The organism is Pseudonocardia sulfidoxydans NBRC 16205, assembly GCF_007989085.1.
Classification (GTDB): domain Bacteria; phylum Actinomycetota; class Actinomycetes; order Mycobacteriales; family Pseudonocardiaceae; genus Pseudonocardia; species Pseudonocardia sulfidoxydans.
On the sequence record NZ_BJVJ01000006.1, the window covers coordinates 14675 to 31003 of the forward strand.

Consider the following 16329-nt stretch of genomic DNA (forward strand, 5'->3'; position numbering starts at 1 on the left):
TACTGTCGCCGCGTGGAACGTCACGGCACGGATCGCGGGACCGACGAGCAGTGGACGACGTCGGTGCTGCGGCTGTTCGTCGTCCTCGCGGTCGGGCTGGCGCTGACGGTCGGGCCATCGCTCGCCCGGGACATGCTCGTCCCCGCGTCGGTGCTCGTCGTCGCCACGCTCGGGTACTCGACGGCGCAGCTCGTCGCGACCCGCCGCGGCCACCCACTGCTGCCGGGATGGGCGGTGACGGTCGTCGACGGCCTGCTCGTCGTGGTCGGCTGCGCATGGACCGGCGGCGCGACGTCCGTCATGGTCGCGGCGCTCCCACTCGTCGCGATCGCGGCGGCCGTCCGCGGCGGCGCGGTCGCCGGTCGGACCGGGGCCCTGCTGCTGGGCCTCGCGTACACGGTCGCCGCCGTCGTCGGGTCCGACGCCGACGTCCCACCGGCCGACCGGCTCCTCGCCGGCGCCTGGTGGACGGGCTTCCTCGTCGCCGTCGTCGTACTCGTCGAAGTGCTGGTCCGGCAGCTGGAACGGCAGGCCCGCGCCGCCGAGGCCGAACAGGCGCTGCGGGAGCGGCTCGTCGCCACCCAGCGAGCCCGCGTCGACGGTGTCCGCGTCGTGCTCCACGAGTTCCGCACCCCCGTGGCGTCGCTCTCGGCGCTGGCCCGCGACCTCGCCGCGGGCCGCCTCGACGGGCCCGCCCGCGACCGGGCACTCTCGCTGCTCGCCGACCACGCCACCCACCTCGACGACATGCTCGACGGCCTCGCCGACCTCGCGCTGGCCGACGGCAGTCCGCTCGGGAAGGTCCGCGACCGCGCGGTGCCGCTCGGCGACCTCGCCGACGCCGTCCTCGACGCGGCCGGGGTCGGCCCCGACCGCCGGGTCGCGACGGTCGACCCGCCCGGCGCCGTCGTCCGTACCGACCCACAGCGGCTGCGCCGGCTGCTCACCAACCTCGTCGAGAACGCCGCGCGGCACGGCGCCGCCGATCCCGTCGAGCTGGCCCTGGCCCATGCCGGCGGCGTGCTGACGGCCGAGGTCCGCGACCGCGGTCCGGGTCTGCCGGCGGGACAGGAGGGCCTGGTGACGGCGAAGGGGGTCGCGCTCGGGGAACGGCGCGGGACGGCCGGGCTGGGGCTGTGGATCGTCGAGGCGCTGGTGGCCTCGATGGACGGGGAGCTGGCACTGCTACCGAGGGAGGGCGGCGGGCTCGTCGCGCGCCTGGTCCTGCCTCTGCCCTCCGCGCCGACACCCCAGACCCGCTGACTCTTACGACCGCCGGCTTTACGACCCGCTGACCTGGCGACCCGCTGACCTCGCGGCTCCGCGGCTCCGCGGCTCGGGTCGGCCCTGCGGCTCGGGTCGGCCCTGCGGCTCGGGGCGGCTCCGCGGCTCGGGGCGGCTCCGCGGCAGTACACGGGAGGTCGGGGCAGCCCGGCATCGGGCGGACGCCAGGGCCGGGACGTGCGGCCCCGGCGGGCCAACCGTGGCCCGGTCAGGGAGTCGTGCGCGAGGCCCGGCGTCGGACAGACTGCCCGGCAGTCGACGGGAGGAGTCGCGCCGTGGCGGCGTTCGCGAACGAGGACGAGGTCTACACGTTCCTGGGCGGGGTGTTCCGCATCGGGATGGAGAACCCGGACCTGGTGGCCAAGCTGAAGCCGTCGGGCGTGGTGCTGCGGGTGACCTACACCGATCCCGACGCGGTGATCACCGTCGACATGCCCAACGCCGAGCTCCATACGGGCGCGGGCCAGGGGCCGACGCCGAACGTCGAGCTGTTCATGTCGGCCGACACCGGGAACCGGTTCTGGCTGGGCAAGGTCGTACTTCCGGTGGCCCTGGCCAAGGGACAGGTGCGGGCGAAGGGTCCCGTCGCAAAGCTGCTGACGGTGCTGCCGCTGGCCAAGGGCCTGTTCGAGCCGTACCGGCGGAGCCTCGAGAACGCTGGGCGGGCGGACCTGCTCGACGCCTGACCGAGGCTCCTCGGGAACAGTGCCGCGGTCGTGATGCACGACAGGTGGCAGCCGGGCCGCCGGCACTGACCGCCGAGCGTCACAACCGGGCGGTCACGCGGTCGAGGTCTTCGCGCGCGGGTACCGGGAGCGGGGTCCCCGCTCCTCTCCGGCGTCGCGCTGCGGGCCGGCGGTGTCGCGCTGCGGGCGGGCCGCGGCGCGGGCGAGACGTGCGCCCAGCGCACTGAGGTCACCGGTGACGGTGTGCCGTCGTGGAGGACTCTTGAAGGCGTCATTGCCGGTGCGTTCGCGACTGTCGGCGCCGTAACGGGTGGCCGCCGCAGCCAGGACGGTGAGGACGAGAACTACAACCAATAGTGTCATCATGTGCTCAGTATGGCTAATATTGGCCTGGTCCGGCATAGCCAATTCTCGGAGAGTGGCCTGTCATGTCCCAGGACGACCTGGACCGGCGCATCAGCGCCCACACCTTCGCGCGCGTCCTCGGCGCGTGGCGCCCACCCGAGGGCCGCGCCCTGGCCTCGGCCCTCACCGACCAGATCCGACTCCTCGTGCTCGACGGCCGGCTCCCCCTCGGCACCCGCGTCCCCGCCGAACGCGAGCTCGCGGGCGCGCTCGAGGTCAGCCGCACGACCGTCGCCACCGCCTACGAGTCGTTGCGCGAGAACGGGTTCCTGCACAGCCGCCGTGGCTCCGGGAGCTGGACCCGACTGCCCGACGCCCGGGCCGGAGAACAGTCCCCACCGCTGGGCGCGTTCACCCCGGTCCACGACGACACCGTCCACGACCTCGCCTTCGCCGCCCTGCCCGCGCCCCTCGACGCGGTGCGCGCCGCCGCCGCAGCCGCCGTCGGCGACCTCGACGCACACCTCGGCAGCCACGGCTACGACGTCACCGGCCTGCCCGTGCTGCGCGCCGCCATCGCCCGCCGCTACACCCAGCGCGGCCTGCCCACCACGCCCGACCAGATCCTCGTGACGTCCGGCGCGCAGAACGCGATCGCGCTCGTCCTCAACGCACTGGTCAACCCCGGCGACCGGGTCCTCGTCGAGCACCCGACGTACCCCAACGCCATCGACGCGATCCGCGTCCGCGGCGGCCGGCCCGTGCCCGTGCCCTTCACCGCCGACGGCTGGGACCTCGACCAGGTCACCGCCGGGGTGCGCGACGCCGCGCCCCGGCTCGCCTACCTCATCCCCGACTTCCAGAACCCCACCGGCCACCTCATGCCGCCCGACGACCGGGAGGCGCTCGTCGCACTGGCCCGCCGCACCGGCACCACCCTCGTCATCGACGAGACCCTCAGCGAGCTCCCGCTGTCGGTACCGCCGCCGGCGCCGTTCGCGACCTACGGCGGCGCCGCGGAGTCGTCGCTGGTCATCACGGTCGGTTCGGCGTCCAAGATCTTCTGGGGCGGCCTGCGGGTCGGCTGGATCCGCGGCCCGGCGGCGACCGTCCGCAGACTCGCCTCGGTCCGGCCCGCCATCGACCTCGGCGGCGCCGTCCTCGACCACCTCCTCGCCGCCCGGCTGATCGACGACACCACCGCCGTCGCCGACGCCCGCCGCACCGAACTGCTCGCCGCCCGCGACCACCTGCGCGGCCGGCTCTCGGAGCTGTTCCCCACCTGGACCTCGACGCGCCCCGGCGGCGGCCTGAGCATGTGGCTCGACCTGGGCGCCCCGGTGTCGAGCAGGCTCACCTCCGCCGCCCGCCGTCGCGGCGTGCTGCTGGCCGCCGGGCCCCGCTTCGGCATCGACGGCGCCTTCGAACGCAACCTGCGGCTCCCGTTCACGCTGCGCCGCGACCGCATGGACGCCGCCCTCGACGACCTCGCCCAGGCCTGGTACGGCCTCGACGGCGCCGTCGTCACCGGTGACCACGATCCCATCGCCGTCGCGTGAGGCGCGCCCGTCCCTGATCTAGGGTCGGCAGGGACGTCGGTGCAGACGAAGGAGTCGGTGTGGGCAAGGGGCCGTTGGCAGGACTGAAGGTCGTCGAACTGGCCGGGATCGGGCCGGGCCCGCACGCGGCGATGATCCTTGCCGACCTGGGCGCCGACGTCGTCCGCATCGACCGGCCCGGCGGCCTGCAGCTCGGCGACAGCTCCGCCGACGTCGTGCAGCGCGGCCGCCGCCGCGTCGTCGCCGACCTCAAGGACCCCGCCGGCCGCGAGACCGTGCTACGCCTCGTCGAGCGCGCCGACCTGCTCATCGAGGGCTACCGGCCCGGCGTCACCGAACGCCTCGGCGTCGGCCCCGACGACTGTCTGCGCCGCAACCCCCGCCTCGTCTACGGCCGCGTCACCGGCTGGGGCCAGGAGGGCCCGCTCGCCGACCGCGCCGGCCACGACATCAACTACATCTCACTGACCGGCGCGCTGCACGCCATCGGCCGCGAGGGCGAACGGCCCGTGCCGCCGCTGAACCTCGTCGGCGACTTCGGCGGCGGCTCGATGCTGCTGCTCGTCGGCGTGCTCGCCGCGCTGTGGGAGGCCAAGAGCTCCGGCGAGGGCCAGGTCGTCGACGCCGCCATGATCGACGGCGCCAGCATCCTCGTGCAGATGGTGTGGTCGCTGCTCGCGCAGAAGCTCTGGACCGACGAGCCTGCGACGAACCTCCTCGACGGGCACGCGCCCTTCTACGACACCTACACCTGTTCCGACGGCCGCCACGTCGCCGTCGGCGCCATCGAGCCACAGTTCTACGCCGCGCTGCTGAAGGGCCTCGGGCTCGACGGCGAGGACCTGCCCCACCAGCTCGACCGCGACGGCTGGCCGGTGGTGCGGGCCCGCATCGCCGGGGTGTTCGCCTCCCGCACGCGCGACGAGTGGGCCGACGTCTTCGCCCCCACCGACGCCTGCGTGACCCCGGTGCTGTCCTTCGCCGAGGCCGCCGTGCACCCGCACGTCACGGCGCGGGACACGATCGTCGAGCAGAACGGCGTCCCGCAGGCCGCTGCCGCACCGCGGTTCTCCCGCACCCCGGGGGAAGCGGGCTCGACCGGCGCGGAGACCGTCGACGCCGAGGCCGTCCTCACCCACTGGACCTGACCGCCCCGCGCGCAACCTCACCGTCGCCCACGCCCCGGATCACGACACTCAGGTTGCGGCCGGTTCTCCGCGCGCAACCCCACCGCTCACCGGGCGGCGCGGCACGACACTCAGGTTGCGGCCGGCCCTCCGCGCGCAACCTCACCGCTCACCGGGCGGCGCGGCACGACGCTCAGGGTGCGCGCGGGCTGTCCTCGACTGCGGGGCGCCTCCGAACACGACGGCGCCCCCGCCGCGGGAGGCGGCGGGGGCGTCGGTCGAGCAGGTTCGTGTCAGACGCTGGGCGCGTCGTCGATGAGCAGGTTGCGCGTGCGGTTCGGGTCGACCTGGATACCGGGGCCCGAGGTGGTGGAGACGGTGATCTTCTTGATGTACCGGCCCTTGGCGGCCGACGGCTTGGCGCGCAGGATCTCGTCCAGCGCGGCGCCGTAGTTCTCCACCAGCTTCTCGGCGTCGAACGACGCCTTGCCGATGACCAGGTGCAGGTTGGCCTGCTTGTCGACCCGGAAGTTGATCTTGCCGCCCTTGATCTCGTTGACGGCCTTGGCCACGTCCGGGGTGACGGTGCCGGTCTTCGGGTTGGGCATCAGGCCACGCGGGCCCAGGATGCGGGCGATGCGACCGACCTTGGCCATCTGGTCCGGCGCGGCGATGGCCGCGTCGAACTCCAGCCAGCCGCCCTGGATGCGCTCGATCAGGTCCTCGGCGCCCACGACGTCGGCGCCGGCGGCCTCGGCCTCGGCGGCCTTGTCGCCGGAGGCGAAGACGATGACCCGGGCGGTCTTGCCGGTACCGTGCGGCAGGTTCACGGTCCCGCGGACCATCTGGTCGGCCTTGCGGGGGTCGACGCCCAGGCGCATGGCGACCTCGACCGTCGGGTCCTGCTTGGACTCGGCGGAGGTCTGCTTGGCCAGGCCGGCGGCCTCGAGCGGGGTGTAGAGCCGGTCGCTGTCGATCAGCTCTGCGGCCTTGCGGTAGTTCTTGCTGCGCTTCATCTCTGTCCTTCAGTCCTGGTCAGATCGTGGTGCGAGCCGCGCAGGCTCTCCCACAACTGCGGGGTGTGGCTCGTCAGCCGTTGACCGTGATGCCCATCGACCGCGCGGTGCCGGCGATGATCTTCGCGGCGGCGTCGATGTCGTTGGCGTTGAGGTCGCGCATCTTCGCCTGGGCGATGTCGCGAACCTGCGCCATGGTCACCGAGGCGACCTTCTTGCTGTGCGGCTCGCCGGAGCCCTTCTCGACGCCCGCAGCCTTGAGCAGCAGCTTGGCGGCGGGAGGCGTCTTGAGCTCGAAGGTGAACGAGCGGTCCTCGTACACCGAGATCTCGACGGGCACGACGTCCCCACGCTGCGACTCGGTCGCGGCGTTGTACGCCTTGCAGAACTCCATGATGTTGACGCCGTGCTGACCCAGCGCGGGGCCGACCGGCGGCGCCGGCGTGGCTCCGCCGGCCTTGATCTGCAACTTGATGATCGCGGAGAGCTTCCGCTTCTTGGGAGGCATTTCTCGTTTCCTCTTCGATCCCTGCTCGGGGTGCGCCGCGGACCTGCCTGCCGGGGCGCGAGTTCAGTGGGTGCCGGTCTGCCTCAGATCTTGGAGACCTGACTGAAGCCCAGCTCGACGGGCGTCTCGCGACCGAAGATCGAGACGAGCACCTTCAGCTTCTGGGCGTCGACGTTGACCTCGTTGATCGTCGCGGGCAGCGTCGCGAACGGGCCGTCCATGACGGTGACCGACTCGCCGACCTCGAAGTCGACCTCGACCGCCGCCTTGCCGGGCGTCGCGGCGGCGCCACCGGACTTGGCGGCGTCCTTCTTCGCGGGCTCGGTCTTGGGCAGCAGGAACTTGAGGACGTCGTCGATGGTCAGCGGCGAGGGCCGCGACGTGGCGCCGACGAACCCGGTGACACCCGGGGTGTTGCGGACGGCGCCCCACGACTGGTCGTTGAGCTCCATGCGCACCAGGATGTAGCCGGGCAGCACCTTGCGCTGCACCTGCTTGCGCTGGCCGTTCTTGATCTCGGTGACCTCTTCGGTGGGCACCTCGACCTGGTAGATGAAGTCCTCGACGTCCAGGGTCTGCACCCGGGTCTCGAGGTTCGACTTCACCTTGTTCTCGTAGCCGGCGTAGGAGTGCACGACGTACCAGTCGCCGGGCGCGCGGCGCAGCGCTTCGCGCAGCTCCTCGGCCGGGTCGGCGTCCTCGTCGGACTCGGCGTCGATATCGGCCTCGACCTCGTCGCCCGCCTCCGCGCCGCCGGTCTCGTCAGCGCCGGTCTCGTCGGCGCCGTCGGTCTCATCGGCGTCGGTCTCGGCGACCGCGTCGTCGGTGGCCTCGTCCTCGGTGGCCGCGTCCTCGGTGGCCGCGTCCTCGGCATCGGAGTCGTCGGCCGGCTCGGCGTCGACCTCCTGGACGGGCGCCGACTCGTCCTCGACGTCGTCGTCACCGGACACGGCGTCGACCACCGCCTCGTTCGCCGCGATCTCGTCGGCGGTGAGGTCGGTGTCGGCTGCTCCGTGGCTGCCGTCTGGGGAGGTCACGTACGTCTCGCTTCCTTCGTCTGCGTGGTCGGCGGCGTCCGGGTGATCCGCCGGCCGGGGTGGTCGGCCACGCTCGTCACGGTCCGAAGACCGCTCCCACCGCCTGGCCGAACACGAAGTCGAACCCGGCTACGAGGGCCACCATGAACGACACGAACACGAGCACCACGATCGTGTAGGTGACCATCTCCTTGCGCGTCGGCCAGATGACCTTGCGCAGCTCGGCGACGACCTCGCGGAGGAACCGGGCCAGCCGGTTCGTGACCGACACCTTGGTGGGCCGGTTGTCGCGGACCGGGGTGGCGCGCCCCTTGCCGGCGGTGGATGCACCGGACGCCGCCGCCCGCCGACCACGACGGTCGGCCGCGGTGCTCGGGCGTTCCCGCCCGGACCGGTCCTGCTCCTCGCTCACGCCCGCTGTCCTCCGCCCACGCCGGGCGCGTGCCGCCCGGCCCTGTCACAACCGTTCGTACTGGTGTCTCCGTGCATGTCGCGATGGCAGGGGTGACAGGACTTGAACCTGCAACCTGCGGTTTTGGAGACCGCTGCTCTGCCAGTTGAGCTACACCCCTATAGCCTGCCCCTACCGGCTGCGACCGGCTCGGGACGGGCGAATGTCGCCACGGCGGGCGGGGTCCGGTGATCCTCGGGAACGATCTCCCGCACGATCTCCGCACACGCACCACCGGCACGACGTACCCGGCTCAACGAGTGTACGGCACCCCCCGCAGCGGCTCGTAACCGCACACCTCCCACGCCCCGGACCGGCCCCGAAACCCCGTCGGAGCGGCCCCGCGACAGTGGGAGAGGATTGACCCCATGGCCACCGCTTCGACCACGTCAGCGCCACGCAACCGCATCTCCGCCCGGATCGGGGGCATCGCCGAGTCGGCGACGCTGGCCGTCGACGCGAAGGCGAAGGCGCTCAAGGCGGCGGGCCGGCCCGTCATCGGATTCGGCGCGGGCGAGCCGGACTTCCCGACGCCCCCCGCGATCGTCGCCGCCGCGCAGGCCGCCTGCGCCGACCCGAAGAACCACCGCTACACCCCCGCCGCCGGGCTGCCCGAGCTGCGTGCCGCCATCGCCGCGAAGACCAAGCGCGACAGCGGTTTCGAGGTCGACGCGAGCCAGGTACTCGTCACCAATGGTGGCAAGCAGGCCGTCTACCAGGCGTTCGCCACGATCGTCGATCCGGGCGACGAGGTCATCCTGCCCGCCCCGTACTGGACGACCTACCCGGAGGCGATCAGCCTCGCGGGCGGCGTGCCGGTCGAGGTCGTCACGGGCCCGGAGTCGGACTACCTGCCGTCGGTCGAGCAGCTCGAGGCCGCCCGCACGCCGCGGACGAAGGCGCTGCTGTGGTGCTCACCGTCGAACCCGACCGGATCGGTCGCCTCCCGCGAGCTCACCGCGGCCGTGGGCCGCTGGGCCGCGGAGAACGACGTCTGGGTCATCACCGACGAGATCTACGAGCACCTGGTCTACGACGGCGCCGAGGCCGCGTCGGTGCCGGTCGTGGTGCCCGAGGTCGCCGACCGCACGATCGTGCTGAACGGCGTCGCGAAGACATACGCGATGACGGGCTGGCGGGTCGGCTGGATGATCGGCCCGGCCGACGTCGTCAAGGCGGCGGGCAACCTGCAGTCGCACCTGTCGTCCAACGTCGCGAACGTGTCGCAGCGGGCCGCGCTGGAGGCCGTGTCCGGTCCGCTCGACGCGGTCGCCGAGATGCGGGCGGCGTTCGACCGTCGCCGCCGGCTGATCGTCGAGCTGCTGTCGGCGATCCCGGGTGTCCAGTGCCCGACGCCGAGGGGCGCGTTCTACGCCTACCCGGCCGTGGGCGAGCTGCTGGGCAAGCAGATCCGGGGGACCGCCGCGCACACGAGCGTCGACCTGGCCGCCGCGATCCTGGAGCACGCGGAGGTCGCGGTCGTTCCGGGCGAGGCGTTCGGTACCCCGGGCTTCTTCCGGCTGTCCTATGCCCTGGGCGACGACGACCTGCGCACCGGCGTGACCCGCATGGGTGAGCTGCTGGCCGAGGCGAAGTAGCGGTACGACGCGCAGGGGCGGGCCACCGGGTGACCCGCCCCTTCGTCGTTCTCCGGAGAGCGCTACTTGTCCGTGTCGGCCAATGCAGCGAGGGCCGCGGCACGCTTCGCGTACTTCCAGCCGGCCAGGTCCTGAATGGTCTTGATGCCGAGGGCGGCGAGCTGCTCATCGTGCTTCGGGGTGAGACCCTCGAGTGCCGACGGCGGCGCGGCGAGGATCTCCGCGGCCGTCTTGTCCTCCCATGCCTTGTCGACGAGCTTGGCGAACTTCAACGTTCTGCTCCTTCGCGACGATGACGCCGGAGCCCCACGACGGAGATCCGGGGTGACGTGCGCAGCATCGACCCACCCGGACGGGTGGGGCAAGCCGACCGGCCGTGGTCAGCCCGGAAGAGCGATCTCCGCCTGGGCCCGTCCCAGGACGGTGCGGCCGTCGAACTTCGCAACGATGTCGATCTTCGCGATCCGGACGCCGTCGGTCTCGGTGAGCGCCTTGACCTTGCCGGAGAGCTCGAGGGTCGCGCCCTCGTCGTCGTCGGGGACGACCACGGGCCGGGTGAACCGGACGCCGTAGGAGCGGAGGGCCGCGGGGTCGCCGACCCAGCCGGTGACGAACCTGCCGGCGAGCGCCATCGTCAGCATCCCGTGCGCGATGACGCCGGGGAGGCCGACGGCGCCGGCCGTGCGGTCGTTCCAGTGGATGGGGTTGAAGTCGCCGGAGGCGCCGGCGTAGCGGACGAGATCGGCACGGGTGACCTGCACCGTGAGGGGCGGGAGCTCGTCGCCCTCGGCAACCGTTGTCAGCTCGCTCACGAGGCCGCCTGGGTGACGAGCATGGCCTTGGTGCTGGCGACGGCCGCGCCGTCGGCGTCGGTGAGCTCGCAGCGCAGCGTGAGCATGTGGCTGCCCGCGCGCGTGGAGAGGTCGTCGACGTGGATGACGGTGACCAGTTCGTCGCCCGCCCGGATCGGCCGCTGCAGGGCGATCGACTGGTCGCCGTGGACCATGCGCGAGTAGTCCCAGCCGAAGGCGGGGTCGCGCAGGAAGCTCTCGATGAGCGGCATGGTGATGGTCGCCGCGAAGGTCGGGGGCGCGACGACGTCGGGGTGACCGGCGGCGCGTGCCGCACCCACGTCATGACAAATCCGCGAGTCCTCACCGATGGCGGTGGCGAACTCGCGGATCTTCACGCGGCTGACCTGATACGGGTCGGACGGATCGAGCGACCGGCCGACCCAGCTCTCGTCAGGCACGCTCAGCGGGTCTCGCGGTGCTCCCGGTGCGTGCCGCAGTTCGGGCAGAACTTGTTCATCGCGAGACGGTCGGGGTCGTTCCGACGGTTCTTCTTCGTGATGTAGTTCCGGTGCTTGCACTGCTCGCACGCCAGCGTGATCTTCGGCCGAACGTCCGTGGCCTTACCCATCGCGGGTGCCTCCTGCTTGCGCTTCTCTGTGATCGACGGTGTGGTAGCGGTGGCCGGACTTGAACCGGCGACACAGCGATTATGAGCCGCTTGCTCTACCGACTGAGCTACACCGCTTCGCAGGACCGATGCTACGCGGCACCGGGTCTTGCTCGAGCCCCTTTACGGAATCGAACCGTAGACCTTCTCCTTACCATGGAGACGCTCTGCCGACTGAGCTAAAGGGGCGGCACGGCCTTCCGGGGTGGTGGGTACTGCATCCCCGGCTGACCCGGAGAACTCTACACACCCCCGGCGGGCCGCTTCACACGCGGGGTGTCCGCCCTGTTCGACCTGCGGGAACGCGTCCCGGGCACGGTCGCGCGACGCCTGGGACACGCTCTCGCCGTCGCGCCTTCTCCCCGGGCGCGGATGCGAGCGACGACCGACTCGATCCCGATGCGGCCGCTCGCGCGGATGGCACACACCCCTAATAACGAGAATCATTTTCATCTACAGTACACGGCACGTCACCCCGAGGAGGAACGCCGTGCCACCCGACCCGCCCCCGCCCACCGAGCTGCTCGTGCTCGCCGGACTCCCCCGCGACACCACCGAACGCGTCGCCCGCCTGCTGCTCGGCGCCCCCGGCACCGTCGTCGTCGGCCACGACCTGCGTGACGTCGGCGAGGGCCTCGTCCGCCGCCGCGTCCGCGCCACCACGCTCGGCACCGCCGACACCCCGGCGACGCGCACCGACACCACCACCAACGTGCGGCTCACCCACGGCTACCTCTCCTGCGTGCTGCGCGAGGACCTGCTCCCCGAGCTGCTGCGCCACGCGGGGACCGCGGCGCGCGTCGTCCTGCACCTGGACCCGGTCCTCGAACCCGAACAGATCTGCTGGGCACTCGCCCACGTCCTCACCGACACGCCCGGCGGCGGCCGCACCGTCGTCACCGACGTCCTCGACCTGCGTGGGGTCGTCACCGCCGTCGACTCGGCGAGCTGGCTCGACGACGCGACCGGCGACGCCGAGCTCGACGACCGCGACGTCGGCCGGCTGGCCGGCGACGAACGCACCGTCGCGCAGGTCGTCACCGGGCAGGCCGAGTTCGCCGACCTGCTCGTCCTCGGCGGCACCGCGCCGGGCTGGACGCTCGCCCGCACCCACGCCGCACTGGCCCGGCTCACCCCGGCCGCCCGTCGGGCCACCCTCGCCGCCGTCACCGCCGACCCCGACCTGCTCGGGCTGCGCGACCTGCCCGCCGAGGCCCGCCGCGGCCGCGCCGAGGACGTCCACGCCCCGCTGCTGCGCGGCGCACCCCCGCTGGAGGAGGACTGTGGGCTCGCGCTGCACGTCTTCTCTGCGCGCCGCCCGTTCCATCCCGAACGCCTGCACGAGGCGGTCGACGTGCTGCTCGACGGTGTCGTGCGCACCCGCGGCCGGGTGTGGCTCGCGACCCGGCCGTCCGACGTGCTGTGGCTGGAGTCGGCGGGCGGCGGCCTGCGGATCGGGCACGCCGGCAGCTGGCTGGCCGGCACCGGGCCCGACGTGTGGGAGGCCGCCGACCCGCGGCGCGTCGCGCTCGCCGCCGCCGGCTGGGACGACCGGTTCGGCGACCGCTCCCAGGACGTCGTCGTCCTGTCCGACGGGGCCCGCCCGGAGACGATCGACGCCGCGCTGCACGCCGCCCTGCTCACCGACGACGAGCTGGCCGCCGGCCCCGTCGCCTGGGCGGAGCTGCCCGACCCCTTCGGCCGGTGGCACGTCGACCCCTGCGAACCCGGCGACGCCGGAACCGCCCGCGCCCCCGCCGAGCACCGCCACGACCGAGGAGGACGCGACTGACGGCCGTCCCCGGACGAGGGACGCGCGCCGACACCCGCAGCCGGGGCGCGCCGTGCACGGCGGCCGCGCCGGACCTGGTGCCTCGTGGTGGGAAGCGCCGACTCGGACCGCCCCGGCCTGAGGCCCCTTACCCCGAACCCCGGGGACCACGCGGACCGGGACAGCGTGGATGTCCGATGCCCGGCCGGGGGCCTCAGCACGACCGTGGAGCCATGTTCGTCAGCCACCATGCCGACGCCGAGATGTTCGTCCACCGCGACCGGCTCCTCGCCGACGCCGAGGAGTTCCGGCTGGCCCGCCTCGCGCGGGCTGCGCGCCGCCGACGCCGCCGGGAGGCGGCGGTGCGCGACCCCGTTCCGCCCGTCGCGGACCCGGGCGCTCGGCCCGTCGCGAACACGGGCGAGAAACGTCGGAGTCCCGTGCGAGCATGAGCGACGTGCCGCGGCTGGGCGTCGGGATCCCGCTGGTCGGCCGCCACGAGGAGCTGCGCGCGCTGGGCGCCGCGCTCGACGCGGCCGCCGCCGGGTCGGCCGGTGCCGTCCTGCTGGCGGGCGAGGCGGGCGTCGGGAAGACGCGGCTGATCGCCGAGACCGTGGCGCGGGCGCAGGGGGCCGGGTTCGCCGTGCTCACCGGGCGCTGCCTCGACACGGGCGAGGCCACGCTGCCGTACCTGCCGTTCACCGAGGCGCTGCGCGGCCTGGCGGCCGACCGGCCCGATCTGGTCGACGCGCACCCGCCGCTGCACCGGCTGCTGCCGGGGTCGCGGCCGCGTGAGGAGATCAGCGCGGGCGAGCGCGACCTGGGCCAGCTGCGGGTGTTCGACGCGGTGCTGTCGGTCCTGGACCAGCGCTCGGCCGACGACCCGGTGCTGCTCGTGCTGGAGGACGTGCACTGGGCCGACACGTCGAGCCGTGACCTGCTGGTCTTCCTCGCCTCCCGGCTCGGCACGCAGCGGCTGCTGGTGCTCGTCAGCTATCGCGGCGACGACCTGCACCGCCGGCACCCGTTGCGCCCCTTGCTCGCCGAGCTGGTGCGGCTGCCCGCGGTCGCCCGCGTCGACCTCGCGGCGCTCGCGGTGGCCGACGCCGAGGCGCTCGTGCGGGAGCTCGCCGACGGCGCACTGGACGACCGGTCGATCGCCCGGATCGCGCGGCGCAGCGAGGGCAACGCGTTCTTCGCCGAGGAGCTCGTCTCCGCCTCCGACGAGGGGGTGCCGGACGGGCTGGTCGAGGTGCTGCTGGCCCGCCTCGACCGGCTCACCCCCGATGCGCGGCGGGTGCTGCGGGCGGCGTCGGTGGCGGGGCGCCGCGTCCGGCACGACCGGCTGGCCGCGGTGCTCGACATGGGTGTCGACGAGTTGGAGACGGCCCTGCGCTCGGCCGTCGCCCACCACATACTCGTGCCGGAGCCGGGTGGCCGGTCGGTCACGGCGTCCGACACCTACGTCTTCCGGCACGCCCTGCTGCACGAGGCCGTCTACCAGGACCTGCTGCCCGGGGAGCGCAGCCGGCTGCACGCGGCGTTCGCGGCACTGCTCTCACCGGACTGTCCGGGCGACCGCGAGGAGCCGGGTGCGGTCGCCGAGCTCGCCCGTCACGCGCTCGCGGCGCACGACCTGCCGCTGGCGTTGTCGGCGTCGGTGCGCGCGGCCGACGAGGCCGACCGCCGGGGTGGCCCGGCCGAGGTGATGCTGCACGCCGAGCGGGCGCTGAGCCTGTGGCCCGCGGTGCCCGACGCCGAGACGGTCGCGGGCGTCACCGAGATCACGATCACGCGGTGGGCGGCGTGGGCGGCGGCGGCCACGGGCGATCCCGACCGCGGGGTGGCGCTGGCCGGGCGGGCCGTGGAGCTGGCCGACCGCGAGGCCGATCCGCTGCAGTCGGCCGACCTGCGGGTCCGGTACGCGTTGCGGCTGCTGGAGATGGGTGAGGGCGAGGAGCCGCGCCGGGTCGTGGCCGAGGCGCTGGCCGGGTACGCCGATGCACCGCTGTCGGGCGACCTGGCGTGGGCGCACGCCGTCGCGGCCCGGTCGGCGATGCGGCTCGACGACATCGCCGAGGCCGGCAGCCGGGCGTACGCGGCGCTGCAGGTGGCCCGCGAGGTCGTCGAGCGCGGCCTGGACAGCCACGACGACGCGGTCGCCGCGCAGGCCGACGCACTCGTGACGCTGTCGGTGTGCGAGGAGGCGCTGGGCCGCGACGAGGCCGCTCGCAGCAGGCTCGCCGAGGCCAAGGAGCTGGCGCGGACGTCGGGGAACCTGGGCGTCGAGCTGCGGACGTTCTTCAACACCGGCATCTCACTGCTCGACGCCGGCCGTCTCGGGGAGGCGGTCGCGGAGTTCGCGGCGGGCGAGGAGCGGGCCGTGGCCACTGGGACGACGTGGAGCGGCTACGGGCTCGAACTGCGGGTGGCGCACGTGCTGGCCGCGCACATGCGGGGCGACTGGGACGATGCGGAGCGCTCGGCGCGGATGGGTGCGGCGGCGGTGTCGCAGACGGTGGCCACCCGGGTGGCCGCGGCGGCGCTGCTCACCGCGGTGGGCCGGGGCCGGTTCGACGCGGTGGAGCGCCGCATCGCCGAGCTGCTCGCGGGCCGTCCCACCGACGACCAGGTGTTGCTGCTGATCGGGCAGGCGGGCGCGGAGTCGGCCCTGTGGCGCGGGGAGCCGCAGCAGGCGCTGGAGCGCATCGCGGCGGCGCGCGAGGGGCTGCTGGCGTGGGAGCCGCACCATCTGGCGGGGATCATGTTGTGCGCCCTCGGGGTCGCCGCGTACGCCGATCTCGCGACCACGGGCGCGCTGGCGCATGCCGACGCGGTGAGGGGTGCGGAGGAGCTGGCCGCCGCGGGGCGGGAGGCGGCCGCGAAGGGCACGCCACGAGGTGCGCACCTGGGCGTCGAGGGCCTGGCGTGGCTGGCGCGGATCGAGGCCGAGCTGGCCCGCGCGCGCGGCGACGCCGACGCGCCGGCGCGGTGGGCCGAGGTCGTGGTGGCGTTCGGCTACGGCGACGGGTACCGGCAGGCGCTGGCGCGTCGTCGACGGGCGGAGGCGTTGCTGGCGGTCGACGTGAGCACCGACGTCCGTGCCGAAGCCGCCGCCGAGCTGCGCTGCGCCCTCGCCGCGGCGACCGGTCTGGGGGCGGGTCCGCTCGTGGCGGCGGTGCGCGAGCTGGCCGACCGCGCGGGGGTCGCCCTCGGCGGCGGCCGGGAGGAGCCGGTGCGCCACGTCCTCACCCCGCGCGAGCACGCCGTCCTGGAGCTGGTCGCGGGCGGGCGCACCAACCGGCAGGTCGGCGCCGAGCTGTTCATCAGCGAGAAGACCGTGAGTGTCCACCTGTCGCGGGTGATGGCGAAGCTGGGCGCCGCGAGCCGCACCGAGGCGGTGTCGCTGGCCTGGTCGCGCGGGCTGCTCGACACGACCGGGTCGTGAGACCTCCCGCCCGTACCCGCGGGTAACTATGGTGTGAG

Annotated in this window: 17 protein-coding genes and 3 tRNA genes; 8 read left to right on the top strand and 12 right to left on the bottom strand. The window is 73.8% G+C overall.

Annotation, left to right across the window (positions count from 1 at the left end; all coding sequences use genetic code 11):
• Nucleotides 1–12: 12 nt before the first annotated feature.
• Entirely contained in the window at nt 13–1263 is a 1251-nt protein-coding gene (locus PSU4_RS04890; RefSeq protein WP_147102828.1) for a sensor histidine kinase, read from the top strand.
• A gap of 296 nt (nt 1264–1559) precedes the next feature.
• Complete coding sequence (locus tag PSU4_RS04895; RefSeq protein ID WP_147102830.1) at nt 1560–1970, top strand: sterol carrier protein; 411 nt, start codon at nt 1560–1562, stop codon at nt 1968–1970.
• A gap of 93 nt (nt 1971–2063) precedes the next feature.
• On the opposite strand, the gene PSU4_RS04900 is transcribed toward PSU4_RS04895, so the two are convergent.
• Nucleotides 2064–2336: a hypothetical protein gene (locus PSU4_RS04900; RefSeq protein WP_147102832.1), complete on the bottom strand. Its 273-nt coding sequence runs from the start codon at nt 2334–2336 to the stop codon at nt 2064–2066.
• A gap of 62 nt (nt 2337–2398) precedes the next feature.
• Here PSU4_RS04900 and yczR point away from each other — a divergent pair, with 62 nt between their 5' ends.
• Both yczR and PSU4_RS04910 read left to right on the top strand, forming a co-directional pair.
• Nucleotides 2399–3874 (top strand): MocR-like transcription factor YczR, encoded by a 1476-nt coding sequence (gene yczR / locus PSU4_RS04905; RefSeq protein WP_147102834.1) that lies wholly within the window; start codon nt 2399–2401, stop codon nt 3872–3874.
• Between the two features lie 59 nt (nt 3875–3933).
• Nucleotides 3934–5022 (top strand): CaiB/BaiF CoA transferase family protein, encoded by a 1089-nt coding sequence (locus PSU4_RS04910; protein ID WP_147102836.1) that lies wholly within the window; start codon nt 3934–3936, stop codon nt 5020–5022.
• 272 nt (nt 5023–5294) lie between these two features.
• On the opposite strand, the gene rplA is transcribed toward PSU4_RS04910, so the two are convergent.
• The 5 genes from rplA to PSU4_RS04935 all read right to left on the bottom strand — a co-directional run bounded on the left by rplA (nt 5295) and on the right by PSU4_RS04935 (nt 8134).
• Entirely contained in the window at nt 5295–6017 is a 723-nt protein-coding gene (gene rplA, locus PSU4_RS04915) for a 50S ribosomal protein L1 (protein ID WP_147102838.1), read from the bottom strand.
• A 73-nt stretch (nt 6018–6090) separates the two neighbouring features.
• Nucleotides 6091–6525 (bottom strand): 50S ribosomal protein L11, encoded by a 435-nt coding sequence (rplK, locus tag PSU4_RS04920; protein WP_147102839.1) that lies wholly within the window; start codon nt 6523–6525, stop codon nt 6091–6093.
• An 83-nt stretch (nt 6526–6608) separates the two neighbouring features.
• A complete protein-coding gene (gene nusG, locus PSU4_RS04925; protein WP_246114945.1) occupies nt 6609–7562 on the bottom strand; it encodes a transcription termination/antitermination protein NusG in 954 nt (317 codons plus the stop codon).
• Nucleotides 7563–7638: 76 nt separating this feature from the next.
• A complete protein-coding gene (gene secE, locus PSU4_RS04930; RefSeq protein ID WP_147102840.1) occupies nt 7639–7974 on the bottom strand; it encodes a preprotein translocase subunit SecE in 336 nt (111 codons plus the stop codon).
• An 84-nt stretch (nt 7975–8058) separates the two neighbouring features.
• Nucleotides 8059–8134: transfer RNA gene (locus tag PSU4_RS04935), tRNA-Trp, on the bottom strand.
• Nucleotides 8135–8381: 247 nt separating this feature from the next.
• Between PSU4_RS04935 and PSU4_RS04940 the strand changes: the two genes are divergently transcribed.
• On the top strand, nt 8382–9611 hold the full coding sequence (locus PSU4_RS04940; protein ID WP_147102842.1) for a pyridoxal phosphate-dependent aminotransferase: 1230 nt from the start codon (nt 8382–8384) through the stop codon (nt 9609–9611).
• A 62-nt stretch (nt 9612–9673) separates the two neighbouring features.
• Here the strand turns inward: PSU4_RS04940 and PSU4_RS04945 are convergent, their stop codons facing one another.
• The 6 genes from PSU4_RS04945 to PSU4_RS04970 form a co-directional block, all read right to left on the bottom strand.
• Complete coding sequence (locus tag PSU4_RS04945) at nt 9674–9883, bottom strand: hypothetical protein (protein ID WP_147102843.1); 210 nt, start codon at nt 9881–9883, stop codon at nt 9674–9676.
• A gap of 108 nt (nt 9884–9991) precedes the next feature.
• Nucleotides 9992–10423, bottom strand: coding sequence for a MaoC family dehydratase (locus PSU4_RS04950; RefSeq protein WP_147102845.1), 432 nt, complete (start codon nt 10421–10423; stop codon nt 9992–9994).
• Nucleotides 10420–10863 carry an FAS1-like dehydratase domain-containing protein gene (locus PSU4_RS04955; RefSeq protein ID WP_147102847.1) on the bottom strand — a complete coding sequence of 148 codons (444 nt, stop codon included), beginning with the start codon at nt 10861–10863 and terminating at the stop codon, nt 10420–10422. The genes PSU4_RS04950 and PSU4_RS04955 overlap by 4 nt, the downstream gene beginning before the upstream one ends.
• A 2-nt stretch (nt 10864–10865) precedes the next feature.
• Nucleotides 10866–11033: a 50S ribosomal protein L33 gene (gene rpmG / locus PSU4_RS04960; protein ID WP_098958618.1), complete on the bottom strand. Its 168-nt coding sequence runs from the start codon at nt 11031–11033 to the stop codon at nt 10866–10868.
• 41 nt (nt 11034–11074) lie between these two features.
• Nucleotides 11075–11150: transfer RNA gene (locus PSU4_RS04965), tRNA-Met, on the bottom strand.
• Nucleotides 11151–11188: 38 nt separating this feature from the next.
• Nucleotides 11189–11261, bottom strand: a tRNA-Thr gene (locus PSU4_RS04970).
• 301 nt (nt 11262–11562) lie between these two features.
• Here PSU4_RS04970 and mrf point away from each other — a divergent pair.
• The 3 genes from mrf (at nt 11563) to PSU4_RS04985 (ending at nt 16291) form a co-directional block, all read left to right on the top strand.
• Nucleotides 11563–12864, top strand: coding sequence for a ribosome hibernation factor-recruiting GTPase MRF (gene mrf, locus PSU4_RS04975; protein WP_147102849.1), 1302 nt, complete (start codon nt 11563–11565; stop codon nt 12862–12864).
• A 212-nt stretch (nt 12865–13076) separates the two neighbouring features.
• Nucleotides 13077–13295, top strand: a complete 219-nt coding sequence (locus PSU4_RS04980) for a hypothetical protein (RefSeq protein ID WP_147102850.1) — start codon at nt 13077–13079, stop codon at nt 13293–13295.
• Nucleotides 13292–16291: a helix-turn-helix transcriptional regulator gene (locus PSU4_RS04985; protein ID WP_147102852.1), complete on the top strand. Its 3000-nt coding sequence runs from the start codon at nt 13292–13294 to the stop codon at nt 16289–16291. Before PSU4_RS04980 ends, PSU4_RS04985 begins: the two co-directional genes overlap by 4 nt.
• The last annotated feature ends 38 nt before the right edge of the window (nt 16292–16329 follow it).

Coding starts and splice junctions, on each gene's coding strand:
- PSU4_RS04900 (WP_147102832.1), bottom strand. CDS start 2,336: ATGATGACACTATTGGTTGTAGTTCTCGTCCTCACCGTCCTGGCTGCG.
- yczR (WP_147102834.1), top strand. CDS start 2,399: ATGTCCCAGGACGACCTGGACCGGCGCATCAGCGCCCACACCTTCGCG.
- rplA (WP_147102838.1), bottom strand. CDS start 6,017: ATGAAGCGCAGCAAGAACTACCGCAAGGCCGCAGAGCTGATCGACAGC.
- rplK (WP_147102839.1), bottom strand. CDS start 6,525: ATGCCTCCCAAGAAGCGGAAGCTCTCCGCGATCATCAAGTTGCAGATC.
- PSU4_RS04940 (WP_147102842.1), top strand. CDS start 8,382: ATGGCCACCGCTTCGACCACGTCAGCGCCACGCAACCGCATCTCCGCC.
- rpmG (WP_098958618.1), bottom strand. CDS start 11,033: ATGGGTAAGGCCACGGACGTTCGGCCGAAGATCACGCTGGCGTGCGAG.
- PSU4_RS04980 (WP_147102850.1), top strand. CDS start 13,077: ATGTTCGTCAGCCACCATGCCGACGCCGAGATGTTCGTCCACCGCGAC.
- PSU4_RS04985 (WP_147102852.1), top strand. CDS start 13,292: ATGAGCGACGTGCCGCGGCTGGGCGTCGGGATCCCGCTGGTCGGCCGC.